Below are 25,486 nucleotides of genomic sequence, written 5' to 3' on the forward strand. Positions count from 1 at the left end.
AACATGAATGAATGATGAATGGCTATTATTGCTATATAGACAACAGCGTAATGATGCCTAACGAACCCGTTCGGCCCTCGTCACACTGAATATCTCGTACATATGTCCTGTAGCCCTCTCGCTTTACCGACAGCGACACTAGCGTTCGGCTGAGCGGCATACGGACTATCGGAATCGCGACATCGCCCCGGCTATCTGCCCGGGAAACGATCGTACCTGCTTGCTTCACCGGATATACCGTCGTTCCGGCAGGATGCGCATACTGGAGAGGCGCTGCCAGCGGATAGCCCTCCGCGGCAGAATCGGCAGGCAGCGGCGTTGCAAATCGAACGTATTCCAACCGCTCGACGTTCGTATTTTTGAGCAGCCATACCGTATCGGGAGCCGGAGCTTCGCCCTGCAGCCCGCTTAGAAATAGCCGCGTGCCGCCCATGGCGCCAGCTGCAGCCAGCATCGCCGCGTAGCTGTCCGCCGGCTCCAGCCTTACTCCCTCTACGACAGCGTCGTTCACTGGCACGCCCGCCTGGTCCTTCACAACTCCCCTCAGCAGGGTCGCATGCGATGGAAAGGGATAGCTGCTTCTAGGCAGCAGCGGCACATCCAGCGCGACCGGGTCAGCCCCAGACTGAACCGTAATGGAAATTTCAGCGTCCAAATAATGCTCCGAAACGAGGCGCCCCACGTAATTCCCGCTGGGCAAATCCATAAAAACCTGCCAACCGCTTCGGTTCCGCAACGGTTTGGCCGTTATGCCCTCCAGCGTAATCTGCACCTGCCCGATGGGCGATCGGTCCGCTGCCAGCTCATCGATCGGGCGAATCGCCGCGGACACGCGGCTTACGAATGACTCTCCGTGCCCCGTCGAAGCCGCGCTGCTCATAAGGCCACCCCGTTATCGACCGGGTCGAAAGCCAGCGTCCGCTCTTTCACAGCAGCAGACTGGGCATCGATAGCCGAATCAAGCTTCACAGGCGATACTACATAGCCGATGGACGGACGGTAATGCTGCTTCGGAATCGCATGCCAGATCGAGGTCAGCTCCGTTAGCGGGAGCGGATTCATCGTGATGCGAAGCGTTTCATCCGTTCCCCGAAGCGAGCCCTGCAGCCGCGAGCCATACAGCAGGCTGTTATCATAAAGCAGCCGCATGGCTCGCCCGAGGACGCGCTGCTCCTCCAGCGTCCGCTGCTGAATGTCTTGCACCGGCGTATAGGCGGTGAGCAGATAGTATAGATCCAGCGCGAGCGGCGGACGATCCCGGCCGTTGAAGGGCTGATCATTTTTGAGATGAGGATTCTCTGCGATATAATAGAGGAAGAGCGTCAGGCTGACGTTCTGGCCCTCCACATCCGCTGGCGAAAGCAGCACGATCGAGCTTGGCTGAACCAAGTCGCTCATCCCCTCGCGCAGCAGCCGAAGCAATGAATCGCCGACATCGGCGATGGCGGTATCCGACGCCACTAGTACACCCTCCTTAAAATCCAAATCGATAGTTTTGCAGCTGCTTGACTAGCAGCCCATCTAGCTGATCCACTCATAGTAGGGACCAAAATCCGAACGCAAGCAAAGCTTGCCGAGCTTATCCAGCTCCTGCTTGACTGCGCGAATCAGATGGCGCATGCCGATCGGCGCGTCCTCTTCCGAAGCCAAGTAGGCGGCTGCCAGCACCGCGTTTTTGATATTGCCGCCTGCAAGCTGGATGCTTCTCGCCAGAAACGTATAATCGATATCGTCACTCCGCGGTGCCTCTGAAGGAAACATCGCTTGCCATAGGCGAAACCGATGCTGCTCCTCTGGAATCGGAAATTCGATACGGAACGCCATCCGACGTGCAAAGGCTTCGTCCATGTTGTGCTGCAGGTTCGTAGCCAGAATCGACATCCCATCGTACTCCTCCATCTTCTGGAGCAAATACGCGACTTCCGTATTGGCATGGCGATCATGCGAATCTTTTACTTCGGAACGTTTGCCGAACAAGGCGTCTGCTTCGTCGAACAATAATATCGCGTTGCTGTTCTCGGCTTCTGCAAACAGCCTTCCGAGGTTTTTCTCCGTCTCCCCGATGTACTTGCTGATGATCTGCGACAGATCGATCCGGTACAGGTCGAGACCAAGCTCGCCCGCAATCGCCTCCGCCGCCATCGTCTTGCCGGTGCCTGGGGGGCCAGCGAACAGCACGTTCGTGCCTTTGCCCCGCGACAGCTTGCGGTGAAAATTCCACTCCGTCAGCACGCGATGGCGCTGCTGCAGCTGCGCGATGATTTGCTGAATCTTGAGTGTCTGCTCAATCGGCAGGACAAGGTTCTCTACCCGATGCTGCGGAAGGATTCGCGTGGCGATGCCGTCTAGCCCATGGTGGCTCTGCCGCTGGCAGGCTTCGCGAATGTCGGCCTCCGTGACGCGGACCGCGTGCAGCCGGTCACCATTAACCGCTTCCCGCCACTGTGCCAAAGCCAGCGCAAGCTGCCACGCTCTGCCAATCCCGCCCGACGTCAGCTTATACTGTTCGGCGATTGCCATCCATCGGACAGGCTGCGCAAGCTCGATGCCTGTTTGTTCCGACTGCTGCTGCCAGAGCGCGGCGCGCTCTCGCACATCAGGCATTCGCATCGACAGCTCGATCAATGGCGCCGGATAAGCTTCGCCCTTCGGCACGACACGCTGCGTACTGAACAGCACCGTCGGCTTCGCACCTGCCATCTTATGCATGTACAGCTGCTGCCATTCCAGCTTTCTATCCGCATCAGCACGTTCTTGCAGCAGCTCCGCATGCAGCAGCCCCAGCACGGCCGAGCGCAGCAGCGCTTCCCGGCAAGCCAGCTCCAGCAGCGCGATGCGCTGCGGCTCTTCTTCCGGCAGCCTGCTGAGGTCAACCAGCATTAGCGGCGCCTTCGCTTTCGCGCATGCAGCCGCCGCTAATGCGACGCGGCCGCATCCCGGCTGGCCGAGCAGCAGAAAGGCTGGTTGTGACGAGCTCGTTTCGCTGCCCGCCCCATAAGGCGCAGCAGCTATCGCCGCCGCAAGCTTTTGCTCCAGCAGCACAAGTTCACGGTTCCACCTAAAATCAGCCGACATGCCCGCAGCGCCAGCACCGTTACCGCCCGGCAGCAAGCGAGCTACATCCCGAACGCGATCGTCTAGCTGATCAGGCTGCAGAAGAAACTGGATAACGCCATCGTCCAGCTTCACGTACGAAGCAAGCATGGGCTCGCCCCCCGCATCCGCTTGCCGAGGGGCAAGAGCAATTAGCCGATGCCTTCGAAGCCTGGCTGTCGGCAGCCAGTAGGGCAACTGCCTTGCAAACTCCGCATCTCCCGTGCATAGCAGTCTAAGCGTTAACGCGACGGTCGGCTGGCGGCTCGTTGCATCATCGAGCAAAAAGCCATATAGCTTGCTATATTTCTCATCCACTTGCACAGCCGCAGCGACGATAACCGCATCCCGCTCAAAACGATCTAATCCGTAACATTCAACAATCCGCTCTAATGGCAATATCCGCCCCTCAGCAGCTGTTGCTTGCGATCTCCTATAGATGCTGCGCTCCAGCGTCTGCAGCTCTTCTTCCAGATCAAGCAGCCTCATTCGCTCATGCGCTGACAGCTGTTCGTTAATCGGCCCGACCTCATCCAGCAGCCGAACCATCTCCTCGCGAGTCAACGCAATGCCCGCATATTGGCGCGTCAGCTCGTCCTGAGCCTCTTCCCGAATCGCCATCCGTTCCATCTCGATGCGAATGCGTAGATCCAACCGACCAAGCTCATCGAGCAGATGCTCCCAGTGGTCGGCATAAGGCTTTATCTCACCCATGCAGTCGGCGCTCCTTTTTGCACAATAAAAAACGGCGCACGCTACGTCGTGTATGCCGCCTTGCCACATCTCCCAGCAACCTGCAATTTGCCTCCTTATGGCAATTTTTTGTACAAATTGTATCATGAACCTCATAGGTAGGCAACGCAAAAACCGCCTTAATTTTTCCAATTGAAGCGCTTCCAATCTAAAGTATTATTAAAGAGATTTTCATGAGTGCGTTTTGCCCTTCCGGGGCAACCTATTAGCAGCAGTTGGAACCCCTATCCATAACATGCAAAAGGCGGCGATTACGAATGAAGCGCAGAGATCCTGATTACGATGAAACGTATAACGAAACATCCAATACGGCGGCAGGCATTAACACGCCCAAAGATCATGAGGATTCCGGTCCGATCGACATGATTAGCGAAGCTATCGAGGAAATCGTCGACAACGTCCAGCATACGTTCGATCACAAGGGACATGAGCGGGATTAGCCCGCTGCCTACATGAATCCCGCGCATATAAAAAAGGCGCCGTTGCTTACGCGGCGCCTTTTTTCTGCATGAATCTTCCCCCCCATAACTGATAACGCATCAATGCACTCAGTTCGCTCGCCTTCCGCCAGCGTCGATGATTTCGGACATACAGCCATCCAAGCGCGCTCCCATAAACCAGCAAAGGCGCGAGGACATCCATAAACCGAAGCGAAACGGGCGCCGCTAGCGCCAAATACAGCTCTGTCAACGCGCCCAAAGCTACGGCTTGAAACGGCAGCACAACGACAGGCTTCGCTGCCTCAGCCCTTAATTCATAGGGCAGCGCCCCATCCAGCTCCCTCGCCTTCGCGCGCAGCATCCGCAGTCGAGGCGCTGTTACGAGCCAGAGCGCCGCCATCGGCAGTATAGCTAGCGGCAAATGAAGCCCTAGCCAATCCAGCCAGAGATGCGGCGCCATATCCGCTGCCAGCATCAATGCAGCTGCGGCAATTGCCCCTGCTGCAAGCGACGCATATGCTGCCCATGCGATCAGCCTGCGCGTGCGGCGCGCCATTTGGCCGGCTGAGCCTGCGCGGACGAGCCGAAACGTCTTGATCCCCCCTACCCACGCCAATATTGCGAGCAGCGACAAGAGTCCCAGCTCGATTCCAAATAACGTACGGTACACAACAATGCCCCCTTATTGATTCTGATACCCCCATAATAGGGGAGCGAATCGCATTGCGAAACAGCCTTAAGGACAATGGAAACCCCGACCACAGGCTAGGAGGACTTTCGGCCTATAAAAAAAACGCCCGCGCTAGAAGCCGATAATCGACTCTAGCGCGAGCGTTTTAAGTTATAAATGCGATTTATACTTGTTCGATTTTAATCAGGTTCGTCGCGCCGGATTTGCCGCTCGGCACGCCAGCCGTAATAACGACCGTTTCTCCCGAGTTGATCAGGCCAGCTGCGCGGCCAGCTTCAATCGACGAAGAGAACAATGCGTCCGTCGACTCCGATTTCGTACCTTTAATCGCCGTTACGCCCCATACGAGCGCAAGGCGGCGTTGGATACGCTCGTCCGACGTAATCGCGACGATTGGCGCTTTTGGACGATATTTGGAAACCATGCGAGCCGTAAAGCCGCTCTCCGTCGGCGACAGAATAGCGCTTGCCTCAAGCTCCAGCGACGAGCTTACGACCGCTTGGCTGATGACTTCCGTAATGGAAGAGGATTGGCCGAAGCCTTTCTTGTGCAGGTTGCTGCCGTATTCGATCAGCGATTCCGCTTTGATTGCGATCGTGGACATCGTGCGAATCGATTCTACCGGGTATTTGCCGGCAGCCGTCTCGCCCGACAGCATCACTGCGTCCGTGCCTTGCAGTACCGCGTTCGCTACGTCCGTCACTTCTGCGCGCGTAGGGCGCGGGTTTACTTGCATCGACTCCAGCATGTGCGTAGCAACGATTACCGGTTTGCCAGCAGCATTACATTTGTCGATCATTTCTTTCTGGATCAAAGGCACGTCTTCGACTGGAATCTCAACGCCGAGGTCACCGCGGGCAACCATGATGCCGTCCGATGCTTCGATAATGGCATCCAGATTTTCAACGCCCTCTTGGTTCTCGATTTTCGATACGATCTGAATGTGTCCAGCGCCGCCCTCTTCCAAGAGGCGACGAATTTCGAGCACGTCTTCCGCACGGCGAACGAACGATGCAGCCACAATGTCCACACCCTCGCCGATACCGAACTCGATATGCTTCACGTCGCGATCCGTTACGCCCGGAAGCGTCGTGCGAACGCCCGGCAGGTTAACGCCTTTGCGCGGTTTGATTACGCCGCCATTGATGATTGTGCAATAGACGTTCGCAGCGTCTACGGAATCTACGCGCAGCTCGATCAAGCCGTCATCCAACAGGATCACGCCGCCCGGCTCCATTACCTTCGGCAGGTCTGCATAGTTAACCCACAGCTTCTCGCCATCGCCGAGCTGCTCTTCCGTTACAAGCGCCAGCTTGTTGCCTGCTTTGAGCTCATACGAAGCTTCCTTCAGCTTACCGATACGGATCTCTGGTCCTTTAATATCCATCAAAATCGACACGTTCGCGCCCGTCTCTGCTACCGCTGCGCGGATTTTGGCGATACGATCGCTGTGATCCTCCAGTTCGCCGTGCGCCATGTTCAGGCGCGCAACGTTCATGCCTTCATTCATCATGTTCTTCAAAATTTCTACGGAATCGCAAGCCGGACCCATCGTACATACAATTTTCGTTCTGCGCATTATTCGTTTTCTCCTCCTGATATGTGCTCTATAGTCCAATTGTACTGCCGAACCTTTCTTTCGCATATGAACTATAGTATTCTAAATGTACTATAGTATGATGTATAGATCGGAGGATTCGACATGCTGGAGCTGCTGGATGTGTCGCTGGATCGGGGAATGAATTGGTACGGGCAGTGCGATGATACGGACGGCGTATACACGCTCGTTCTAGTCAGCTACGGCAAATGCGTTTACTGGATTAATGCGGACAAGCTCATTCTCGAAAAAGGCGACGTGCTGCTGATTCCGCCCCGTGCCGCCTTTTATGGCAAATCTGTGCCAACTGTCTTCCACGAGAAGCTTGTGGCGCGATTCAAGGCTGCCCCTGCGATCGTGCGCGATCTGCCGCTGCTCGCACGGCAAGATGCCGTCCAAGGCAGGCCTGGACGGTTCGAATGGATGCTGGAGCGGCTTCGCGTGCTGCACGCCGAACGGGCGGACCGCACGCCCTATGCCGAGATCCGAGGCGCTGCAATCATTACAGAGCTGGCCGCGCTCTGGAATCGCGAGCTCGATCAAGCGCCTATGGCGTCAGGCACGCACAAGCTTGTCGAGCGAATGAAGCAGCATATCCAGCTGAACTACAGGGACAAAGTCACCAAAGAGGAGCTAGGCGCCTGCATTAACCGTACGCCTAACTATGCCGCTTCGCTTTTTCGACGGGCAACCGGCCAGACGATCAGCGAGGCAGTCAATGCAGCCCGGATGAAAACAGCCATCTACATGCTGACCGACTCGCTGCTTACCGTGAATGAGATTTCTGATTACCTCGGCTACCGGGACGTTTCCTACTTCCAGCGCGTATTCAAACGGACGACCGGACGCACGCCATCTTCTTTCTTGCGCTAACACCTCTACTGACTTACCCCACGCAATGGGGAATGATCTCAGGGTCATGATTCGTCAAAACGGCCCAACAATCCTCACGCCCAGCGAATTCCCTTACCCAATTCAACGATTGCTGCGCATCCCTCTTGCTAGTGGTTACGCCTGGCAAGATGTTCGCATGAATCGATCTCGCCGCATAGCCAACATCGCCGGCTAATAGAACCCATCCGTGCTGTGTACGGACCAGTACGGAGCAGTGCCCCTTGCTATGCCCGGGCGTATAAACCATATAAATCGATCCATCGCCAAAAAGATCAAGCCCAAGTTTATAAGGTCCGTATGGAATGGGCGCCAGTTCAAATGGCGTGATCGTAACCTTTCGCCACATGGACTTCACATAGCCTAGTTCGCGATGAGCCGCTTTCCATTCCGGTTGACTTACGAGCATATGACGAGCCTGCGATACCTGCTCGATTCCACTAACATGATCGTTATGCATATGCGTAAGAAGCACATAATCGATGTCGCTAGGGTGCATGCCATGACATGCCAATTGCTCATGCACTGCGCGGCCCTCAGCTACTCTTGCCTTGCATAAGGAAGAACCTAATAACCCCAAATGCTTTCTCTGGTTATGTCTAACTTCATCATGCCATCCCGTATCTACAATGATGTTTCCTTTGGGATGCTCGATAAGATACGCCGAAACGGGAAACCAGCTTTTGTACGATTGTGGCCTTAACCATCCCGTGTAGGGCATCGGATGCCAAGATCTCTCCCGAAATGCGAGCGCACGGTCCATGTACACCTCGCCGGTATGCCACACGTGGACTTTTGAATACTCCGTCGCCATCTGACTTTCCTCCATTAAATGACATGTCTCTCACAATAGATGACGCGTCATTTAACTGTCAACATCTTTCATTTTTTCAAAATGCCGCACCTGCTCACCAATCCGCATTCACAAGCGCGCGATTGATGGCGACCCCCGCCTCGTAGCCTTCTCCCGCTGCGCCGGCGATGCCCGTGAACCCATGCTTCGCATCGCCAATAATATACAGTCCTTTAATTCGCGTCTGCCCATGTCCCTTCGTCCGGTACAAGCCCGATTTATCCATCGTTATACCGAGCTGCCGCGGAAGGTCGGACGCTTGATAAGCGCCGGTATCCACCATAAACCCGCCTCTGCGAGCCACCCGTCGCCCATCTGCAAATACAATTTGCGTTAATTGCCCGTCAATCGCCTCCAGCGCAGCAATCGGCTGCTCGATAAGCGCAATCCCATGCACTGCGAGCTGCTCCCGTTCTTCCGCCTTCAACGCAGCTGGTCCATCCGAGCAGACCACGAGATCCTTCGTCCAGTTGTGGATAAGCTGGATATGCGACAGCAGGCTTTCCCCTCCTCCGAGCAGCGCTAGCGGCTCATTGCGCATTTCCCATCCATCGCAATAGGGGCATGGAAATACCGAGCAGCCGTACACGTCCGCCAGCCCTGGCCAATCCGGCAGCCGCTCCTTCATGCCCGTCGCAAACACGGCTACTCGGCTGCTCACCGCGCGTCCGCCGCTTGTCCTTAGTTCAAAGCGCCCCTCGGCCGCTTGAATGGCAACTACGGTATCCTGCCAAAGCTCGACATTCTCGTAACGGCGAAGCTCCTCACGCGCATGCAGGCGAAGCGCTTCCGGCTCGATTCCGTCACGGGATAAAAACCCATGCGATCGCTTTGCAATCCCGTTTCTTGGGTTTCCCTCGTCTACCACGACAACCCGCCGCAAGGCGCGACCCAGCACCAGAGCCGCGCTCAGCCCTGCCGGCCCTCCTCCAATAATGGCAGCATCAACGATTGCCATTTCCTCCGAAGCATGTTTCATTTTGCGGCGCCGCCCCTTTCCGTCACTCATTAGGTTGCGCCAATCGTAGAAATTTCGTGCATGGAGGGCAAAAAAACATCAAAAAGAGCGCACCCGCGAGGCGCGCTCTTGCATCATTCCTTAATCTAATCGATCCAATCGTCCAGCCCTTTGCGAACACCGGTGTGAAAAAACTCGCTGTGCCCGCAGTTCGGGCATACGTACACATTAAACGTTAGATGCTCCTCCACATCAAACAGTGCACCCAGCAGTCCCCGATTGTTATCCTTCGATTCGAATCGGTATTCCTTCAGAAACTGCATATCCCTACTGCAGCGCAAGCAGTCGATGGATTCTCCCACGTCAGCCTCTCCCTTCGCTCGCCTATTGTCATAGCTATAAACGAAGGAATGGGCAAAATGTTTCACTGTGCACAAGCCGTTTGGAAAAATTCACTTTTATTCACAATGTGGTTTAATTATACAGAACTCATCCACAACCTGATCTGTGCATAATGTGGATAAGTTGTGCAAAAGCTAACCGGATTCCGGTTCCCCATCGACGCGGTCGCAATGGATATGGATCGCTTCCCGCATGAATGCGGCAAGGCCAGGCGCGTACTTGTCAATATTTTTCGTAAACCTCGGGTCGTTCACGTACATATCCCCAAGTCCCCGGTAAATCGCAGTAGAGCAAGTGTAAAAGTTATCCGTAATATGCTGGCGATGGCTTGCAACAACCGCTTGCGCTTGCTCATCGTCTGGCCCGAACGACATTCGATCGATCAATCCTTGATAAATCCGCTGCTCCGCTGCTTTGATTCGTTTCCAATCCTCTTCCGTATACTGCGCGGTCTTGCGGGCCGATTCCTTGTACGCATCCGTACTGCCCCACCGCTGTTGGACTTCCTGCTCATATTTCTTCTGGTGATCCTCAATCTCTTTCATGTCAAACGGCTCAAACATGTCCTGCTTGCTCATCGCGTAGCCTCCTTCAATCGATTGCAGCGTCTGCTCCACCGACTGGATAATCTGTTCGAGGCGATGCTTCTTCTTCAATAGAAGCTCCTTATGAAGGGCCAGCGTCTGCTTGCGATCATACCGCGAATCGTCCAGGATGGAACGCACCTCCTGCAGCGGGAGCTCCAGCTCCTTAAAAAATAAAATTTGCTGCAGCCGCTCCAGATCCGCTTCGCTGTACATGCGATACCCATTATCGCCGATGGCGGCTGGCTTCAGCAGCCCGATCTCGTCATAATGATGCAGCGTCCGCACGCTTACGCCTGCTAGTGCTGCGACTTCCTTCACTTTGTACATCACGCATCACCTCTTAGCTGCATCGTAAAGGATCACGTTACGTGAGAGTCAACTTTATTTTCATTGTTTTGCGCCACTCGAATACGATACTCCTCCGGCGACATTCCGACTGCCGCTTTGAAGGCATGGATAAAATGCGCCTGATCATAATAGCCCAGCTCCATCGCCAGCTCCGGCCAGTTCAGCTCTGCGCCATCAGCCAGCTTCTCGATCGCTTCATGCAGCCTGTACCGTTGAATGACCCATTTTGGCCCGACTCCGACGTACTGGCTGAACAGCCGCTGAAGCGACCTTTTGTTCATCGTCAGATCATCCATCGCTTGATCCACTCTCGTAATCGCCCGATCTTGCATAATTCGCTCCGCAACATGCTGGACAACAGCAAGGCTCGGATCTGGCTCCGGCACGATGCCCAGTAAAAACTGGTCCACAAGCGATGCGCGTTCAGCAGGCGTTAACTGGCCAAACAGCTCCGACTCCAGCTCGCTGCTATTGCAGCCGAACACGTCTTCGAACGGAATAGACGTATCCGTCAGCTCGCTGACGGACTTGCGCCAGAACGGGTAGAAGCCGCCAGGCTGAAACAACACGCCAACGACGCAGCCTTTCCCCTGCAGCACTTGTGACGTGCGCTCGTTTGCGATGCCGTAAATTCTTGTCGCGCCCGGCATGAAGATAAGGTTTAAGCATGGCGGCTGGATAACTTCCTGCTTGAACGGCAATTGCCCATCCAAGTCCCATTCCACAACCCAATAATGCCGGATGAATGGCGTAAGCGCCTCTGAGGGAACATGCCGCGTGATCGAAAATTTCTGCTTCCCTTCGCGCAAATGCAGGATCGCTTTGTCCGTCATATGAAGATCGTTAACATCACGTTGGTTATGCAAGCCCACCTTATTGCCTCCTGTTCACGTTTCATCTATAGCTATAGTTAAACCAGAATGAGGAAATAATAGCAAGAGGGTTATACAGATGTTGTCCACAGCTTGTTCTGTGAATAATGTGGATAAAAATCGGGGTAACTTTCCTTTTTATCCATTGATACCGATCTCGCTGTCCACATGTGAACATGTGCGCTTTAAAGGTCTGGCTATCGCTCGTGAAGCACATAAAAAAGGAACCTGCTAACTAAAGCAAGTTCCTTATCTTGGTTTACTCAAACTTAATGCACAAATAGCTGAGCGAGCCCATCTCATAGCTGCGATGGATAATTTCCGGTTTGCGCTGCGGATCGCCGCTGCCATAAGCAATGTACAGGGGTACAAAATGCTCTGGCCGGGGAACGGCCAACCGTCCGTTAGGCGCTTGCGTATCGTAGTGGAACAGCGCCTCCAGATCGCGCTTCGTCATATGATCGACCAGCCAATCGTCAAAATCGATTGCCCATTGCTCCGGCTCGCCGCCTCCCCAGCGCATTTGCTGGAAGTTATGCACGGTCGCGCCGCTGCCGATCAGCAGCACATCCTCCTCGCCGATGCCGCGCAGCGCCTCGCCAACGCGATACTGGTATTCAGCCGGATGGAACGGCTGTACGGATACTTGAACGACTGGAATGTCAGCCTCCGGAAACAGCCGCGACAGCACAACCCATGAGCCGTGGTCCAAGCCGCGTTTGTGATCATATTGCACGGGAATTCCCTGTTCGCTCAACCGCCGACCAATATCTTCGGCAAGCGCTGCGGAGCCAGGTGCAGGATAAGTTTTCTCGAACAGCTCCCGCGGGAAGCCGCCGAAGTCATAGATCGTATCGTAAGGACCTTCCGTTGAGGAAATCGTCAATACATCAGTTTCCCAATGCGCGGTAAAAATAACGATAGCCTTAGGCCGTCCAAGCTTTGCTCCGTAAGAGGACAGGAACCGTCCGCAATCGTTATCCTCAATGGCCATCATCGGTGATCCGTGTCCAATAAATAATGCAGGCATCATGATCGTGCATCCCCCTCACTAATAGATAACTAATTACTTTATGTAAGTAAGTTTAAAATATGAACTACATCAAAGTCAACGGTTTCCTGATTAAACTAACTATATTTTTTTTAGTTAGCTTGCTATAATACACATATCGAGGTGATAAGAGGATGAACGGGACCGCCCTATGCCCCCGCTTTGAGAAAGCTGTCAGCTTGTTGAGCAAACGTTGGGTTTCGCTTATCGTATTTCAATTGCTTCCCGGGCCCCGCAGGTTCTGCGCGCTGGAAGCCTCCCTCCCCAATATTAGCGGCCGGCTGCTGTCGGAACGACTGAAGGAATTGGAGCAGGAAGGAATCGTACGAAGAGAAGTATTCCCCGAAACGCCCGTTCGAATCGAGTATTCGTTAACGAGCAAGGGACAAGCGCTTGCTCCAGTATTTAATGAAATCGGCCAGTGGTCCTCCAGTTGGCTGTAAGGAATTCGTCACAAACTCAAAAAGCCGTCCTTCATGCTGATTCAGTCAGCAAAGGACGGCTATTTTCGTTCATGCACGCAAAGGCGGGATCGTTGCTTTACAGCGATATGGTCAGCGGACCGAACGCCTCGCCGTTCAAAACCAGCGTCAGCTCGTCCCCATCCTTCACCGCGCCCACTCCAGCAGGCGTGCCCGTGTAGATAATGTCGCCTTCGCTCAAGCCGAAGGTGTCGCCAATATAAGAAACCAGCCGCTCAAGCGGGAAAATCATATCGCGAGGGCTGCCAGCCTGCACCGTCTCTCCGTTGCGCAGCAGCTGAAAATCCAACGAAGCGAATGCTTCCACGCCCGGGAACGGCCGGAACGGCGATAACACCGCCGAATGCTTAAAGCCCTTGGCCAGCAGCCACGGATGCCGTTTCTCTTTCAGAACGGACTGTACATCCCGCGCCGTCCAATCAATGCCGATCGCCAAGCCATCGATGATTTGATCGACTGATGCGCCAGCTTCGTAAGGACGTCCAATGCGAACGACAAGCTCTGCCTCATAATGAATCGATCCGATACCATCTGGCAGCTGCAACGTCCCTTCTGCCGGGTGGAGCGCATGCGTCGGCTTGGAGAAAATCATCGGCTCCTCCGGCACCTCATTGCCCAGCTCCTGCGCATGGAGCGCATAGTTGCGTCCTACACAGTAAATGTTTCGAATAGCTGCGAATGCGTTCGTCATAGCAAGCCCATTCCTTCCTTGTCCGTTCTCCTAATTAAGCTTCCCGAAGCTGTATCGTGATATCAATGATCTCCGAGCGACTCAGCAGCCGAATCGGCGGCCCCCACGAGCCGAAGCCGGACGATACGATAACGTGCATGAGCCCTTTACGCATATAGCCCCAATCAAGCTCGAACAGCCGACGAGTAAAGAAATGATTCGGGAAAAACTGTCCTCTATGCGTGTGGCCGCATACGAGCAGGTCCACGCCTGCCTCTGCTGCTTGAGCAAAGCCGTACGGCTGATGGTCCATCGCGAGAATCGGCAGCGACGGATCAAGCTTCTCGACGAGCTGCGCCATCGGCAAACGGCCAGCTCTCGCTTCCGCCGTCTTATCCTTTCGGCCTGCCACATGGAATAAGCCTGCCTTCGTAACGGTCTCGTCTTGCAGCACCTGAATCCCGATCTTCTCCATCGCCTGTACATATTGTTCAATATGCCCGCCGTAGTACTCATGGTTGCCAAGCACAGCATAGATGCCATGCTTCGCCTTCAGCTGCTTCAGCGTATCCCCCATCCGATTGCGCAAGAACGGCTCAATGACATCATCGAGCACATCGCCTGCGAGCAGCACCACGTCTGGCTCCATTGCATTCATATGATGGACGAGCTTGCGCAAATGCCGATTGCCGACCATCGTGCCGAGATGCAGATCGGAAGCCATTGCAACGCGCAGCTCTCGCTTACCGCCTGCCTGAGCTGCTTTATCTACCTGCAGAACATGCTCACGCACGATCGGAGACCATGCATTATAGGAGCCTCTCAGCAGCAGCACGGCAATAATCGCAAGGACTGTCCCGGACAGCAGTTGAATCACCGTATCTGGTTCCATGCCCGACAGCCACATGATCCATCCGGCCAAATCAGCGAACGGCAGCAGGAGCACCGCAAACTCGAAAAATGCCAGATAGTAAGCGCCAATATTTTTCAGAAGCCTGCCGACAGCTCCCAGCTTGGATATCCGGCCTGCCAAATAACCGAATGCGATAACAACGAACAGCAGCCAATAAAGTGCCGACGGAATTCCAAGACCTGCATGATCGACTGCAAGCTTGCCATGCCAACCAACATAGACGTTCAATACTAGAAATATCGAGATCATGATAACGAAGCGTTTGGCCATCTCTTACTCTCCTCTATGATCCTATCGAATGATCGAAAAATGTAGTCTATTAAAAATGTATCATAGGCGACTGCAATATCCAAATAAGCTGCTTCGAACGATCCTACATTATAAAAAAAGCCTGCCAATTCATCGAAGATGATTGGCAAGCCGCCCTATCCTTACAACCTTACACCACAAACGCTGGCACATAATCCGGCGCAGCATAATCATAGACATGAACAGGACAAACCGCCGTCAGCTCATGTCCAATGAACGTAGCAACGCTTAGCGGCCCGTTCATGAACAAATGGATTTGGCGCGCGCCATCCTTCACGAGCTCCGAAGCGGCCTCTTTAACCGCCCGGGCGAATGCTACCGCTTGCCCCGCGTTAGCGACGCCGAGCTCGCCCGGACCGCCTGGAGGTAACAAATGAGCAACGCATCGATACGATATACCCGAACGCTGCAAATATTGGAGGACGCCTCGCTCAATATCGTCCCTGATGCTGAGCACGATCACCGCACGCTCGTCATCGCGATTCCCGCTGCGCGTATACTGCGGCACGACAGCGTACCCCGGCTCCGCATGCTCGGACGACCAAAGCTCGTCATAGTGATCGACCTCGATCACGACATTTTTCGGGCGGGAGAATCGGCTGCCGAGCAGGATGCCGCCGGGCAAGCTAATCTTGGTGTACAATTGCAGGCGCCGGCTCTGGGCTGCCCACCGTTCCGACCAATGTGCCGCAACTTGATCCAATTCGCCCGCTAGCTCTGACCATTGCTCGCTTGACGGAAGCCGCTTCGGATGTACGGAGAAGTATCTCGTCCAGTCCAAGCTTTCATTCGCCTGCTGGCCGTATTGCCGTTTCTCATAGCCATGGACATGAAGCACCATCGCGCTCTGCTTGGTCGGCGCTGTCAGCTCATGGATATACCTTTTCAGCAGCTTATAGGTTGGATGCTCTTGCTCCATTTTACAAATACTTTTGTGCCCTTCATCTACAGCATGCCGCTCCGCATCAAGATAAAGCGGCGATGCCGAAGATTCCGGTACCACCTTGTCCCGCTTGCCATAAAACGTAATGTTGCGAATCGCATGCCTCAGGTTGCGCGGACGCGAAGGATCTCCTCCGCGGTCGACATAAACGCGCCACAGCTCATCCAATCGAGCCAAAGCAGGACTTTTACGATGAAGCGATTGGATTTGTTTATTCACGATCCATCGCGGCAGGATCCCCGCCAATCGGGAGCCTTGGAACGGTACGGCCAAATAAATAGCGCCTTTCACTCGCTTAAGCGGCGCTTCCTGCTGCTCATCGAACCGGTCGACAATATATTGGCGAACGATTAGCCCTCCCATGCTATGAGCGACGAAAATCAAATCGCGGCCGGGCACTTCCGCCTGTATCATTGTGTGAAGCACCTTCGCGTGGGAAACGAAATTATAATGACCGTATTCGATAATGCCTGTCGGATAACCGTAATAAAACAGCTCCGCGTTGCTTAGCTCCGGCTCTCGCGCCAACATGGCCGGCAGTGTGGCATCGGTTTGCGCTTTGCGCCACGTATTTTCTTTGTCTCCGTTTAATCCGTGAATGAAAATGACAGCGACGGGCGATCCCGTACGCCTTGTCTTGGAGACAGGCACAAACTCAGTCGTCATGGTTCTCCCCCTTTTTCTCTTTGTTGGATGCCGAAGAAGAATTGCGCCTGCGCGGGACAGGCTTGTCTACCTCGATCTCAAAACCCGCGGCCGCTTCTGGATTATCGATAACGAGCTCAAGCAGCCGCTGCTCTAATTCTGGGCTCTGTCGCCCTTTGGCTTCCTTTTCTCTATAAACATCCATTGCATATGCAATAAGATAAGAATTTTCTTTCAATAGTTCCATGAGTTTATTGACGTACTTGCTCTGATTGTTTTCAAGCTCTGCCTCAATTAAATCCTCGAGGGCAAGATTCGGTTTATCCATCCGCATATAACAGGTCGATCGATTCCAGTACATCCCATGGCGATTCTTCTGCCCGGCAAGCTCAATCGCACGCGTATAATCTTCCAATGCCCTAGCCTGCGCCTCGTCATCTTTTAACATATTCCCATATAGATCATCTGCAAAAGCTCGCATGTTATAATCTTGATACGTCATTTGCTTCTCGTAGCGGCGATCCGACATATAACGCTCAAACTCTACATTTGCCAGCCTATAGTATTTTAGGGTACTCTCTTGGTCGTTATTAACATATTCAATAATCAAGAGATTAAGATACGCCATTACGAGCTTTCGATTCATGCTTGGACTTACCTCGTCGTAGACTTCCAACCCCTTTTTATAATAACGAGCCGCTTGCTCATATTGCTCCTTCGATAGAAACGCTTCAGCAACCCGGTAATAATTGGACGGATCGATTTCATCTCCGAATGCCTCGATCTGCTGTTCATAGGTTTCAAATCTAGCAGGCAACGGCTGATCCTTCTCCCATTCATCAATCTTATCGATGAACGGGCGGAACAGATTACGGATCGTCTCCTCGTTCGGCAGCTCTGGAATGAGGTTGACCATCCCGTCCTCCGACACGATTGCGATAACGCAGCCTTTGTTCTCCTTGTGCAGCTTGTTCATATAACGAAACGCGGAGTTGTACCGCGCTCCGCGACCCGAGTCGCCTGTCTCAATCGCCAGCCCGTCAAGAATAACCCCAATTCCGTGACACTTTCCGTAAATATCCAAATAAATAGCGCCGTCAATGGCCGTCAAATGCTTAATAAACGCCGGATCAATGTCTATCGGATCGATAGGCGTAGATTGCATGCTTAGCGCGTGCAGCTCCGACTTGGCCGTGTCGCGATCGGTAATGACGACCATCGTGCCGTGCTGCTGCTCTTTGGCCTTCCTTACGATACGCTCCAGCTTTGTGATTTCCTTGCTCGATATACCAAGCGAAGCGAATTGCGAACGCACGATTTTTTCGAACCGTTGGGAGGAAAAGCCTCCTTCGCCGATTTCGGGATTTTTGAACGAGACGCCCAGAAGCTTGTCAGCTTTGATCTCGATATCCGCCCGCATCCGGTAAACTTTACGATCCTCCACCATCGTCAATTGCCCTTCCGAGCTTTGTTGGCTCTCGGTCGATATGAGCGTCAGACGGTATTGCGACAATCCTTTGAACTCCAGCTCGTATAGCACTTCACCATCGATCTGGTTCCATTCAATTCGCCCGATTCCGTACACAATTTCGTGGTCAGCGATCAGATAAAGATCGTTCTCTTTGTTCGTCATTTCCAACAGCTTGCGGATTCTTCTCGCATCCTGCAGCGTGATCGGGTTCATATGGGTGAAAAATCGGATGGAATAACTGACGGGCGCATATTCCCCCAATGAAGCATTGCTAATAAACATCATACAGCCGATCGGGCTATCGCCTTCATACGTACGCGTCGCGATGGCATCGATCTGTTCGAAAAAGCCGCTTTCGTAATATCGATCATTTACTTCGCCATCGTACTCATAATGCCCATCCATATCTTGAATCGAAGATAGCATGTTGTTATCTTCAATAAAGGAATGAATTTTGCCATAATAAAGACGCGTAAGCCGCTGGCAATATTGCTTGCCATTCTCCCGGTGCTTCGGCTGTATGCCTCGCCTCTCAGAAGTCAGGTACAACGTACCGTCGTGGCCCGCCTCATAATAATCCATAAAGAAATAGTCCAGTAGCATGCGAAGAAATGAGACTGCCGGTTTGCGGTAAAACTGCTTATAGGTATCCGCCTCCGCCCCTCCGACAGATACAATATAATGAAACACATCCGAAGCTGCATCCGATTGATAACGGAACAAATTCCGGTAAATGATGTTACCTCGCGTCTTGATGACTTCGCTGCCCGTCTCGAGCCCATCCTCAACGCCGAATGAACGATCCTCGATAACCATCGCACCGGCTAAATCCGAGTCCTCGTCGACATCCATCAATTGATTAAAAAGGTTATGGTTAGTCAAAAAATCAGCAGGCTTATCGAAAGCGGCTGCCGTAATCCTCAGCCTGCGAAAAACGCCTTCAAGCTGCAAGATCGACTCCTGCCGCACCTCTGTCCTGTCCGCCCGATTGCCGCTCGGCAGCACTCTCTTGACCTGGACGGTCTCTCGCGGTTCTCCGCTCGCATCGAGCGAAACGGCAAACAGCTTCAGCTCCAGCCGCTCGTCGAGCGTCTTCAGAATATGCTCCAGATCCTCATAAATACGCGTATTGATATGCTGCATCTCCGACATTGCTATCGACACGGCGATCCCCCACTGGCAAATAATTAATGACATGTACATTTTACCATGGGGGAATCTAGGACTTCTATACTAATCTTGTTAACCCGCTGCTAGCGAGGCTGATCCGAGTACGTTTTCTGCGCCTGCTGCGGGATTCGCATCGCAACGGAGCGCACCGCGACCGTCACGCCCGCTGTCACAAGCAGCGTGCCTGTCGCAACGAACAGCCATTGAATGCCCAGAAACTTGCCGAGGCCTCCGCCAATTAACGGACCAAGGAGCGAGCCCAACTGGTTCGCGCTCGTCGTCATGCCGAAGGAGCGCCCGCGAAATGCGGTATCGGTGCTTTTGACGACAAGGGTATTCACGACAGGGACGATTCCCGCAAGGAACAGCCCGAACGTAAATTGGACGACCGTAAACAGCCATAGCTCATGGACAAAATATTGCAGGCTGATGACGCAGCCCGATGCGATGAGGCAAATAATCAAGACCCGCAAATAACCGCGCTTCTCGCCCAGCTTGCCCCATTGCGGCGAGGCAAGAATGCCTGCTATTCCGATTAACGACAGTACGAAGCCCGCCGTTGCCGCGACATCCTGTACATTTCCTCGCATATCCGCAATATGAAGCGTCAGAAGCGGCTGCACCATATTGACCGACAGCTGGAACAATAACAACAGCGCGAGCAGATTGATCAGCTGGCGATTATGCAGCGCTGCACGGTAATCTCCTCGTATGGTCGACTTGGCAGCACTAGCTGAAGCCGCCGCCTCGCCGACCCTCCCTTCTTTAACGAACAGCATAACTGCAATCGTGGCTAACAGAATAAAGCTTGCCGCCACGATAAACGACTGCCGTTGCCCGAAAACGTGAGACAACAGCCCGCCGAGCAGCGGCCCCATGATGCTGCCAGTCATTGTGGCGGCCTGCATCATGCCGAGGCTCCAGCCCATCCGCCGCTCAGGCGCAATGGAGGCTACGATGGCCATCGACGCGGGCACGAAGCCGCCGACAAAGCCATGCAGCAGCCGAATGCCGACGAGCTCCCATGGATTATGCACGAACGAGATCAGCGCATAGACCACGGATAGGCTTAAACCGGCGCGAATGACCATTTTTCGTTTCCCATACTTGTCTGCCATCGATCCCCATAGCGGCGCCATCACGGCCCCAACTAAGAAGGCGGAAGATTGGACGATGCCCACCCACCAATAAATCGAATTCTTGTCTACCCCGAGCTCAGGCAAAAACAACGGCAGCAAAGGAATAACCATCGTATAGCTCGAGCTGCACAACAACACGCCAACCCACAAAATCCACATTTGACGCTGCCAGTTTTCCATTCACCACTCACTTCCGATCATGAAATTTCCGTAAATGCTGCTTCTGCTTCGAATATACGCCTGTTGGGCGAATCTAACAACGGCATAACAAAAAAGACTTCCGATGCTCTTAGGCGCAAGAGCATACGGAAGTCTCCACAGGAATGGTCGACCACATTGATTTCCATTAGAACCAAGTTAATAAATCGGAATTAGTTGCTTCGACAAGCATAGCACGCATTGATCATTCCTCGCAAGGACTAGATGCCCGTCATCATGGCGATACCTATATTAATAACGTTTGATAGTAACTGCGCTTGCGCAGCGTCGCGTTCCTATGCAAAGCTGCATAGGATGAAGGACAGAGGTGAACGACACGTGAATGTAAAGCACAGCACCATGCTCGAGCTGTTTATCCAGCATCGGCGAGGCGAGACGCTTGAAGCCCGCTCGATTCGAGACCTTGAGCTCCATAAGCTTGATATCGCACAGCCTAGCGACCTTATCGCCAATTCGCCAGTTTTGCAGCGGCTGGTCCGTAAACATTGGCAATCGATGATCGTGCCGCTGCTCAGGAAATAAGAAGGAATGAAAAAAGCTCCCTGCCGCAGAGCGCGCCGCAGGGAGCATATGGAATGAGTGCGATTAAAATGCAAATGGCTAGAAGTGCGAGTTACTTCGATGCGTATCGTTTCACGAGCGGATCGTCTCTCTCGACTGTTACGTTTTTCATGGCATCCTTGGCCGTCTTCGCCGGAACGCGGGGTCCGGACAGAATGGCGGATGCGCGTTTGATCACATCGGCGGCATTTATCGGCTTGCCTTTTTTGGCCATGTCCTGATCCCTCCATTCTTACTGCTATTGTACCTACAGTCGGACAAGCCGGTCAACCGCCCGGTCCGTCTCAACTGGGAATAAACAATGACGTTTCCTTGTCTATCCTGATCAAAATGCCTATATCCGGTCGATCCGGAGGAGGCTTTCCTTATCGCGTCCCGCCGCGGGCATCCGGTGGGTTCGGCGGGTTCGGCGGATTCTGTGAATTCTGCGGGTTCGTTGCCACCACCATGAGCTCGATGGACTCGATATTTTTGCTAATGACATTATGAAGCAGCGGGAGCACATGCTTGTCGAAAGCGTCGAATTGGGTAGCGTAGCTGCTGAGGGCGGTAAGGATGAAGCTCGTATCGCTCAATGGATAGTAATAAACCATTTTGTTCGTTTGGAAGGGGTGCCCGTTCTCCGGCTTATTCCACAACGCGGATTGTCCGGTTTCCTTGGAATGCTGGGCCATGCGCAAATATTTGGGCGGCACCTCGTCTTCATACACTTCGATCGTAAAGCCTGCATCAAACGTGTCGCGATACGCCGTTTGAATATCGTCAAGCAGCACCCGAAGGACGTCCGTGAACGTGATGACGTTGCCGTGCATGCAGCCCAATGTTTTAATAAATGCATCCCTGCCCGTCAAATATTCCATCAACGATGCCTTGCTTGTCGTAATGATCGCCCGCTGAATGGCGGCGCGTTCCCCCTCCACCTCAAACTCCACATTAAAGAACTTAAACCGCTTCAGCCGAAGAAAGGCGACGGGCACGACCAGAAACAGCATAACCCAGACAAACAAATAGAACAGGCAGCGAAAAATAATCCGATTCACCGGAGAGGTGACGATCGGCTTAATAATGAGCGAGGTCATCGTGTCGCTGGATGGAGCTGCAGCAGACCCTTGCGTAAGCGATGCGTATGGAGCAGTTAAATGAGCCATAGACCATATGCCGTGCGCGATGATGAGGGCTATTCCGATGACATAGAGCGCCTGCATATATTTGATGCGCCCGAGCATTGACCTCACCCGCCTGCCATTCTATGTATTTTTTATCCTAAACATGATGAGTTTACCATCAGAGCGTTTATCGCGTCTTGATGCTTATGTCACGATCCGGACCGTTTTTCCTGTCGAAACCGAAGCTGCACCTTTGGGCGGATGCCGCATACGATGAAAGCGAGAACTCTATCCGGAAAGGGTGCTTTTCCCTAATGCCGTGTTCATGTCAATCACCGCGCGTGCAGTCCGTCGTCTACTACGACCCACGCTCGTTTCAAATGCCGGTCATGCCCGGTCAGGGCGGCGGGGGCATGATGCCTATGCCTATGCCTATGCCCATGCCGGGCCAAGGCGGCGGCGTAATGCCTATGCCTATGCCGGGCCAAGGCGGCGGCGGCGTAATGCCTATGCCTATGCCGGGCCAAGGCGGCGGGGGCATGATGCCTATGCCTATGCCGGGTCAGGGCGGCGGCGGCGTTCCAGCCCAGCTGTCGCCGGCTAACCTGCCGAACGTCCTCGCCCAGCATCCGCGTCCGGTTGGCCAGCCGCCGGCTGAAATGCTCCTAATCTATAATTATTTGCGGAGCAACCCGCGCATGCTTCAAGCTTTTATTCAGCAACGCCCGCAAACGCTTCAGCAAGCCGTCCAATTCGCGCAATTCGGCACGATGGGCCCTCGCGAATCGGTTGATCGGCTGCTGCCGGGCATTTGCTATAACCGTTGGTCGCTCATCTTCACGTTCAGCAACGTATATCTGATGTTCCCGGTTACGAACCTGTTCGGCTTCGTTATCGGCTATTGCCACCCGCTAACGCCTTGCGTCGTGCCTGACTTCCAAATTCTATTCGCCTTCTGTTAAGGCTTAGCACGCGCAACAAGCCCGCTCCCCTCCACTACCGGAGGACGGATGCGGGCTTGCGCACGTCAATAGAGTGTTTTCCACATATAAAAGACCGCGTACGACTCCCAGCCCTTCCATGCCGCGGTCATCTCTCGAATCGCCTTAACAGAAGGCTTTTCCGCGAGCCCTAACCGATGCTTAATCGCCAGATGAAGCCCGACATCATCGATCGGAAAAGCGTCCGTCAAACGCAAGCAGCGCATTAGCGCATAATTCGCCGTCCAAGGGCCAATCCCGCGAATGCCGACCAGCAGCTTCTCCGCTTCCCGCACGCTGCCGGCAGCGATAAGCGCCGATTTGGACAACTCGCCCGCTTCCACCATTCTTGCGACATTGATCAAATACTCCGCTTTGCGCGTCGTAATTTGCATCGCAGTCAAATCTTCGACCCGCAGCGCCATAACGGTGGAAGGCTGGGGAAACAGCCAGAGCGTATGTCCCTCCCACTCGGTGTGCGCCCCATATTGCTCGACGAAGCGCTTTTTTAACGTATATGCGAATTTCAAGTTGATCTGCTGGCCCAGAATGCCCCAACAGACCGCCTCGAACAGATCCGGAATACCGATGAGACGCAGCCCTTCGAACCTGGCCGCTGCCTCCTGAAGAAGATGGTCCTGCCGCGCCATCGCATAGAACGGCACCAAATCGCGATCCATATCGAACCATTCCCGCACGAAACGGATGACCCCATCGCGTCCTTCCGGTGTAGGCTCCTTTTGGAAACGAATTCGCAAGCCTGCCTCGCCCGCGCTATTCGCTTCGCTTATTTCGACCGCAATGCGTTCGCCGTTAACTTCAATCCACCGATAGATACGATTGTCTTCAATCCGGTACAAGCACTCATCTGCCGCTCGGGACAGATAGCTTACATTTTGGGTGAAGGAAAAATAGGGGGGAGCTGCAATGAACAGGTCTTCCATGGCTAATGCCTCCGTTCTAAAATCCCTTATTCGAGCCGATGCGGCCAATAAACGTTATACCATAAACTGGTGAGATGACGCTTTCGTATTATTGCTTTTATATTGCCTCGCCCTTTCATCCGGGTCGGATAGAAGCGTATACTGAGGGCGTGGAGGCGATCATATGCTGAGCGACCAGCATTGGAATGCGATTGTGGCAAACGACAGCTCGTTCGATGGCTTATTCTTTTATGCGGTAAAAACGACCGGCATTTACTGCCGCCCTTCCTGCCGTTCTCGCGTCCCCAATCGCGCGCATGTCACGGTGTTTGAACAGGCTGAGCAAGCCGTCGCTAGCGGTTATCGCCCTTGCAAGCGCTGCAAGCCGGAAGGTCGTCGGTTGCCGGACGAGGACTGGGTCGATCAAATCATTCGAATCATCGAATCGCGCTTTGCGGAGCCGCTTACGCTAGATGCGCTTGCCGATGCGGTGCATGGCAGCCGATTCCACCTTCAACGAACGTTTAAGCGCGTGACTGGCCTGTCGCCTGCAGCTTATCTTCGGCAAACGCGGTTGGCCGAAGCGAAGCGGCTGCTCGCTAACACGGACATGCCGATAGCGGATATCGCTTCAGCGGTCGGAATGCCGAGCGCGGCGCATTTTGCCACGTGGTTTCAGAAGAACGCGCATACTCCCCCTAGCGAGTATCGCCGAAATTGCAAGAGATTAATAATACACGAGCAAGAAGGAGAGCAAAAATATGAATAAAGCGAATGACAGCAGCCCTATTGCGGGCCGATCATTCGAAGCCGATCGCGGGGGTCAGACCGTTTATTGGAGTCCTGTAAAAGCTGGCCCTTGGACGCTGCATCTGGCGGCGACCGCGCATGGTTTGTGTTATGTCGGCTCGGCCGACCAGCCCATGGACGAGATGAAGGCGTGGGTGGACCGCCGCCTGCCTCGACATTCGCTCTTCCGTGACGATGATAGGCTCGCGCCATATGCGGAATCGATTGGGGATTATTTGGAAGGCAACCAAGAAGCGCTCGATTTGCTCCAAATGGATTTGCACGGAACGCCGTTCCAGCGGCAGGTCTGGCAAGCGCTGCGCGAGCTCCCTTACGGCTGTGTCTCGACCTACTCGGATATCGCCGAGCGAATCGGCAAGCCCTCAGCGGTCCGGGCAGTCGGCACCGCGATTGGCGCCAATCCCGTGCTGATGGGCGTGCCTTGCCATCGCGTGATCGGCAAATCTGGCGCATTGACCGGCTTCCGCGGCGGATTGGCGATGAAACGCATGCTGCTGGAGCTGGAGGGCGCGCCAGTCGGCAACGCGTAGAGACTGCCCAGTATTCATGATCTCGGGTGCTCAGGTTCTCTGGTGCTCAGGTTCTCTGGTGCTCTGGTGCTCAGGTTCT

The 25,486-nt window shown here is 53.9% G+C and carries 26 protein-coding genes; 7 read left to right on the forward strand and 19 right to left on the reverse strand.

The features are described from left to right. Window positions 1-31: 31 nt before the first annotated feature. From PAECUDRAFT_RS08860 to PAECUDRAFT_RS08870, 3 genes are read right to left on the reverse strand one after another with little or no spacing between them, the layout of a single operon-like run. Window positions 32-880 (reverse strand): hypothetical protein, encoded by an 849-nt coding sequence (locus PAECUDRAFT_RS08860; protein WP_006037790.1) that lies wholly within the window; start codon window positions 878-880, stop codon window positions 32-34. Next, the gene (locus tag PAECUDRAFT_RS08865; protein ID WP_006037791.1) at window positions 877-1,461 is read right to left on the reverse strand and encodes a DUF4255 domain-containing protein; all 585 of its coding nucleotides are present in this window, start codon (window positions 1,459-1,461) and stop codon (window positions 877-879) included. The genes PAECUDRAFT_RS08860 and PAECUDRAFT_RS08865 overlap by 4 nt, the downstream gene beginning before the upstream one ends. Before the next feature lie 60 nt (window positions 1,462-1,521). Then, a complete protein-coding gene (locus PAECUDRAFT_RS08870; protein ID WP_006037792.1) occupies window positions 1,522-3,807 on the reverse strand; it encodes an ATP-binding protein in 2,286 nt (761 codons plus the stop codon). Between the two features lie 296 nt (window positions 3,808-4,103). Between PAECUDRAFT_RS08870 and PAECUDRAFT_RS08875 the strand changes: the two genes are divergently transcribed. Beyond that, on the forward strand, window positions 4,104-4,286 hold the full coding sequence (locus PAECUDRAFT_RS08875) for a hypothetical protein (protein ID WP_006037793.1): 183 nt from the start codon (window positions 4,104-4,106) through the stop codon (window positions 4,284-4,286). Between the two features lie 46 nt (window positions 4,287-4,332). Here the strand turns inward: PAECUDRAFT_RS08875 and PAECUDRAFT_RS08880 are convergent, their stop codons facing one another. Further along, window positions 4,333-4,956, reverse strand: coding sequence for a hypothetical protein (locus PAECUDRAFT_RS08880; RefSeq protein WP_006037794.1), 624 nt, complete (start codon window positions 4,954-4,956; stop codon window positions 4,333-4,335). 184 nt (window positions 4,957-5,140) lie between these two features. Beyond that, on the reverse strand, window positions 5,141-6,556 hold the full coding sequence (gene pyk / locus PAECUDRAFT_RS08885) for a pyruvate kinase (RefSeq protein ID WP_006037795.1): 1,416 nt from the start codon (window positions 6,554-6,556) through the stop codon (window positions 5,141-5,143). Window positions 6,557-6,679: 123 nt separating this feature from the next. Between pyk and PAECUDRAFT_RS08890 the strand changes: the two genes are divergently transcribed. After that, window positions 6,680-7,447, forward strand: a complete 768-nt coding sequence (locus PAECUDRAFT_RS08890) for a helix-turn-helix domain-containing protein (protein ID WP_006037796.1) — start codon at window positions 6,680-6,682, stop codon at window positions 7,445-7,447. A gap of 13 nt (window positions 7,448-7,460) precedes the next feature. On the opposite strand, the gene PAECUDRAFT_RS08895 is transcribed toward PAECUDRAFT_RS08890, so the two are convergent. From PAECUDRAFT_RS08895 to PAECUDRAFT_RS08920, 6 genes are all read right to left on the reverse strand, one after another. Next, a complete protein-coding gene (locus PAECUDRAFT_RS08895) occupies window positions 7,461-8,279 on the reverse strand; it encodes an N-acyl homoserine lactonase family protein (protein ID WP_006037797.1) in 819 nt (272 codons plus the stop codon). 94 nt (window positions 8,280-8,373) lie between these two features. Continuing rightward, window positions 8,374-9,297 carry an NAD(P)/FAD-dependent oxidoreductase gene (locus PAECUDRAFT_RS08900; protein WP_006037798.1) on the reverse strand — a complete coding sequence of 308 codons (924 nt, stop codon included), beginning with the start codon at window positions 9,295-9,297 and terminating at the stop codon, window positions 8,374-8,376. A 125-nt stretch (window positions 9,298-9,422) separates the two neighbouring features. After that, complete coding sequence (locus PAECUDRAFT_RS08905; RefSeq protein WP_006037799.1) at window positions 9,423-9,638, reverse strand: zinc ribbon domain-containing protein; 216 nt, start codon at window positions 9,636-9,638, stop codon at window positions 9,423-9,425. A 174-nt stretch (window positions 9,639-9,812) separates the two neighbouring features. Then, on the reverse strand, window positions 9,813-10,592 hold the full coding sequence (locus PAECUDRAFT_RS08910) for a MerR family transcriptional regulator (RefSeq protein WP_006037800.1): 780 nt from the start codon (window positions 10,590-10,592) through the stop codon (window positions 9,813-9,815). Window positions 10,593-10,624: 32 nt separating this feature from the next. Further along, complete coding sequence (locus tag PAECUDRAFT_RS08915) at window positions 10,625-11,485, reverse strand: AraC family transcriptional regulator (protein WP_006037801.1); 861 nt, start codon at window positions 11,483-11,485, stop codon at window positions 10,625-10,627. Between the two features lie 259 nt (window positions 11,486-11,744). Next, window positions 11,745-12,518 carry a dioxygenase family protein gene (locus PAECUDRAFT_RS08920; RefSeq protein ID WP_006037803.1) on the reverse strand — a complete coding sequence of 258 codons (774 nt, stop codon included), beginning with the start codon at window positions 12,516-12,518 and terminating at the stop codon, window positions 11,745-11,747. Window positions 12,519-12,670: 152 nt separating this feature from the next. Here PAECUDRAFT_RS08920 and PAECUDRAFT_RS08925 point away from each other — a divergent pair, with 152 nt between their 5' ends. Next, window positions 12,671-12,979, forward strand: a complete 309-nt coding sequence (locus tag PAECUDRAFT_RS08925) for a winged helix-turn-helix transcriptional regulator (protein ID WP_006037804.1) — start codon at window positions 12,671-12,673, stop codon at window positions 12,977-12,979. A 97-nt stretch (window positions 12,980-13,076) separates the two neighbouring features. Here the strand turns inward: PAECUDRAFT_RS08925 and PAECUDRAFT_RS08930 are convergent, their stop codons facing one another. From PAECUDRAFT_RS08930 to PAECUDRAFT_RS08950, 5 genes are all read right to left on the reverse strand, one after another. Further along, window positions 13,077-13,709, reverse strand: a complete 633-nt coding sequence (locus tag PAECUDRAFT_RS08930) for a fumarylacetoacetate hydrolase family protein (protein WP_006037805.1) — start codon at window positions 13,707-13,709, stop codon at window positions 13,077-13,079. Window positions 13,710-13,743: 34 nt separating this feature from the next. Further along, window positions 13,744-14,871 carry a metallophosphoesterase gene (locus PAECUDRAFT_RS08935; RefSeq protein WP_006037806.1) on the reverse strand — a complete coding sequence of 376 codons (1,128 nt, stop codon included), beginning with the start codon at window positions 14,869-14,871 and terminating at the stop codon, window positions 13,744-13,746. A gap of 169 nt (window positions 14,872-15,040) precedes the next feature. Continuing rightward, entirely contained in the window at window positions 15,041-16,519 is a 1,479-nt protein-coding gene (locus tag PAECUDRAFT_RS08940) for an alpha/beta fold hydrolase (RefSeq protein WP_006037807.1), read from the reverse strand. Beyond that, window positions 16,509-19,133 carry a tetratricopeptide repeat protein gene (locus PAECUDRAFT_RS08945; RefSeq protein WP_006037808.1) on the reverse strand — a complete coding sequence of 875 codons (2,625 nt, stop codon included), beginning with the start codon at window positions 19,131-19,133 and terminating at the stop codon, window positions 16,509-16,511. Before PAECUDRAFT_RS08945 ends, PAECUDRAFT_RS08940 begins: the two co-directional genes overlap by 11 nt. Window positions 19,134-19,222: 89 nt before the next feature. Then, window positions 19,223-20,458, reverse strand: a complete 1,236-nt coding sequence (locus PAECUDRAFT_RS08950; RefSeq protein ID WP_006037809.1) for an MFS transporter — start codon at window positions 20,456-20,458, stop codon at window positions 19,223-19,225. A 357-nt stretch (window positions 20,459-20,815) separates the two neighbouring features. Between PAECUDRAFT_RS08950 and PAECUDRAFT_RS08955 the strand changes: the two genes are divergently transcribed. Continuing rightward, complete coding sequence (locus PAECUDRAFT_RS08955; protein ID WP_006037810.1) at window positions 20,816-21,019, forward strand: hypothetical protein; 204 nt, start codon at window positions 20,816-20,818, stop codon at window positions 21,017-21,019. 91 nt (window positions 21,020-21,110) lie between these two features. Here PAECUDRAFT_RS08955 and PAECUDRAFT_RS25875 read toward each other — a convergent pair whose 3' ends face one another. Both PAECUDRAFT_RS25875 and PAECUDRAFT_RS08960 read right to left on the reverse strand, forming a co-directional pair. Further along, window positions 21,111-21,272, reverse strand: a complete 162-nt coding sequence (locus PAECUDRAFT_RS25875; RefSeq protein WP_006037811.1) for a hypothetical protein — start codon at window positions 21,270-21,272, stop codon at window positions 21,111-21,113. A gap of 151 nt (window positions 21,273-21,423) precedes the next feature. Then, window positions 21,424-22,284: a hypothetical protein gene (locus PAECUDRAFT_RS08960; RefSeq protein WP_006037812.1), complete on the reverse strand. Its 861-nt coding sequence runs from the start codon at window positions 22,282-22,284 to the stop codon at window positions 21,424-21,426. 194 nt (window positions 22,285-22,478) lie between these two features. Between PAECUDRAFT_RS08960 and PAECUDRAFT_RS08965 the strand changes: the two genes are divergently transcribed. Then, window positions 22,479-23,126, forward strand: coding sequence for a hypothetical protein (locus tag PAECUDRAFT_RS08965; RefSeq protein WP_006037813.1), 648 nt, complete (start codon window positions 22,479-22,481; stop codon window positions 23,124-23,126). A 65-nt stretch (window positions 23,127-23,191) separates the two neighbouring features. Here PAECUDRAFT_RS08965 and PAECUDRAFT_RS08970 read toward each other — a convergent pair whose 3' ends face one another. Further along, entirely contained in the window at window positions 23,192-24,088 is an 897-nt protein-coding gene (locus PAECUDRAFT_RS08970; RefSeq protein ID WP_006037814.1) for a DNA-3-methyladenine glycosylase 2, read from the reverse strand. A gap of 163 nt (window positions 24,089-24,251) precedes the next feature. On the opposite strand from PAECUDRAFT_RS08970, the gene PAECUDRAFT_RS08975 reads away from it, so the two are divergent. Continuing rightward, window positions 24,252-24,836, forward strand: a complete 585-nt coding sequence (locus PAECUDRAFT_RS08975) for a bifunctional transcriptional activator/DNA repair enzyme AdaA (protein ID WP_006037815.1) — start codon at window positions 24,252-24,254, stop codon at window positions 24,834-24,836. After that, complete coding sequence (locus PAECUDRAFT_RS08980; protein WP_006037816.1) at window positions 24,829-25,407, forward strand: methylated-DNA--[protein]-cysteine S-methyltransferase; 579 nt, start codon at window positions 24,829-24,831, stop codon at window positions 25,405-25,407. Before PAECUDRAFT_RS08975 ends, PAECUDRAFT_RS08980 begins: the two co-directional genes overlap by 8 nt. Window positions 25,408-25,486 lie beyond the last annotated feature (79 nt).

Origin of the sequence: Paenibacillus curdlanolyticus YK9 (assembly GCF_000179615.1) — a bacterium.
GTDB lineage: Bacteria > Bacillota > Bacilli > Paenibacillales > Paenibacillaceae > Paenibacillus_T > Paenibacillus_T curdlanolyticus.

What these genes read in the sequence shown, in the direction of transcription:
- PAECUDRAFT_RS08860 (WP_006037790.1), bottom strand. Translation starts at nt 880, where the DNA reads ATGAGCAGCGCGGCTTCGACGGGGCACGGAGAGTCATTCGTAAGCCGC.
- PAECUDRAFT_RS08870 (WP_006037792.1), bottom strand. Translation starts at nt 3,807, where the DNA reads ATGGGTGAGATAAAGCCTTATGCCGACCACTGGGAGCATCTGCTCGAT.
- PAECUDRAFT_RS08875 (WP_006037793.1), top strand. Translation starts at nt 4,104, where the DNA reads ATGAAGCGCAGAGATCCTGATTACGATGAAACGTATAACGAAACATCC.
- pyk (WP_006037795.1), bottom strand. Translation starts at nt 6,556, where the DNA reads ATGCGCAGAACGAAAATTGTATGTACGATGGGTCCGGCTTGCGATTCC.
- PAECUDRAFT_RS08890 (WP_006037796.1), top strand. Translation starts at nt 6,680, where the DNA reads ATGCTGGAGCTGCTGGATGTGTCGCTGGATCGGGGAATGAATTGGTAC.
- PAECUDRAFT_RS08895 (WP_006037797.1), bottom strand. Translation starts at nt 8,279, where the DNA reads ATGGCGACGGAGTATTCAAAAGTCCACGTGTGGCATACCGGCGAGGTG.
- PAECUDRAFT_RS08900 (WP_006037798.1), bottom strand. Translation starts at nt 9,297, where the DNA reads ATGAAACATGCTTCGGAGGAAATGGCAATCGTTGATGCTGCCATTATT.
- PAECUDRAFT_RS08910 (WP_006037800.1), bottom strand. Translation starts at nt 10,592, where the DNA reads ATGTACAAAGTGAAGGAAGTCGCAGCACTAGCAGGCGTAAGCGTGCGG.
- PAECUDRAFT_RS08920 (WP_006037803.1), bottom strand. Translation starts at nt 12,518, where the DNA reads ATGATGCCTGCATTATTTATTGGACACGGATCACCGATGATGGCCATT.
- PAECUDRAFT_RS08925 (WP_006037804.1), top strand. Translation starts at nt 12,671, where the DNA reads ATGAACGGGACCGCCCTATGCCCCCGCTTTGAGAAAGCTGTCAGCTTG.
- PAECUDRAFT_RS08930 (WP_006037805.1), bottom strand. Translation starts at nt 13,709, where the DNA reads ATGACGAACGCATTCGCAGCTATTCGAAACATTTACTGTGTAGGACGC.
- PAECUDRAFT_RS08935 (WP_006037806.1), bottom strand. Translation starts at nt 14,871, where the DNA reads ATGGCCAAACGCTTCGTTATCATGATCTCGATATTTCTAGTATTGAAC.
- PAECUDRAFT_RS08940 (WP_006037807.1), bottom strand. Translation starts at nt 16,519, where the DNA reads ATGACGACTGAGTTTGTGCCTGTCTCCAAGACAAGGCGTACGGGATCG.
- PAECUDRAFT_RS08950 (WP_006037809.1), bottom strand. Translation starts at nt 20,458, where the DNA reads ATGGAAAACTGGCAGCGTCAAATGTGGATTTTGTGGGTTGGCGTGTTG.
- PAECUDRAFT_RS25875 (WP_006037811.1), bottom strand. Translation starts at nt 21,272, where the DNA reads ATGGCCAAAAAAGGCAAGCCGATAAATGCCGCCGATGTGATCAAACGC.
- PAECUDRAFT_RS08960 (WP_006037812.1), bottom strand. Translation starts at nt 22,284, where the DNA reads ATGCTCGGGCGCATCAAATATATGCAGGCGCTCTATGTCATCGGAATA.
- PAECUDRAFT_RS08965 (WP_006037813.1), top strand. Translation starts at nt 22,479, where the DNA reads ATGCCGTGTTCATGTCAATCACCGCGCGTGCAGTCCGTCGTCTACTAC.
- PAECUDRAFT_RS08970 (WP_006037814.1), bottom strand. Translation starts at nt 24,088, where the DNA reads ATGGAAGACCTGTTCATTGCAGCTCCCCCCTATTTTTCCTTCACCCAA.
- PAECUDRAFT_RS08975 (WP_006037815.1), top strand. Translation starts at nt 24,252, where the DNA reads ATGCTGAGCGACCAGCATTGGAATGCGATTGTGGCAAACGACAGCTCG.
- PAECUDRAFT_RS08980 (WP_006037816.1), top strand. Translation starts at nt 24,829, where the DNA reads ATGAATAAAGCGAATGACAGCAGCCCTATTGCGGGCCGATCATTCGAA.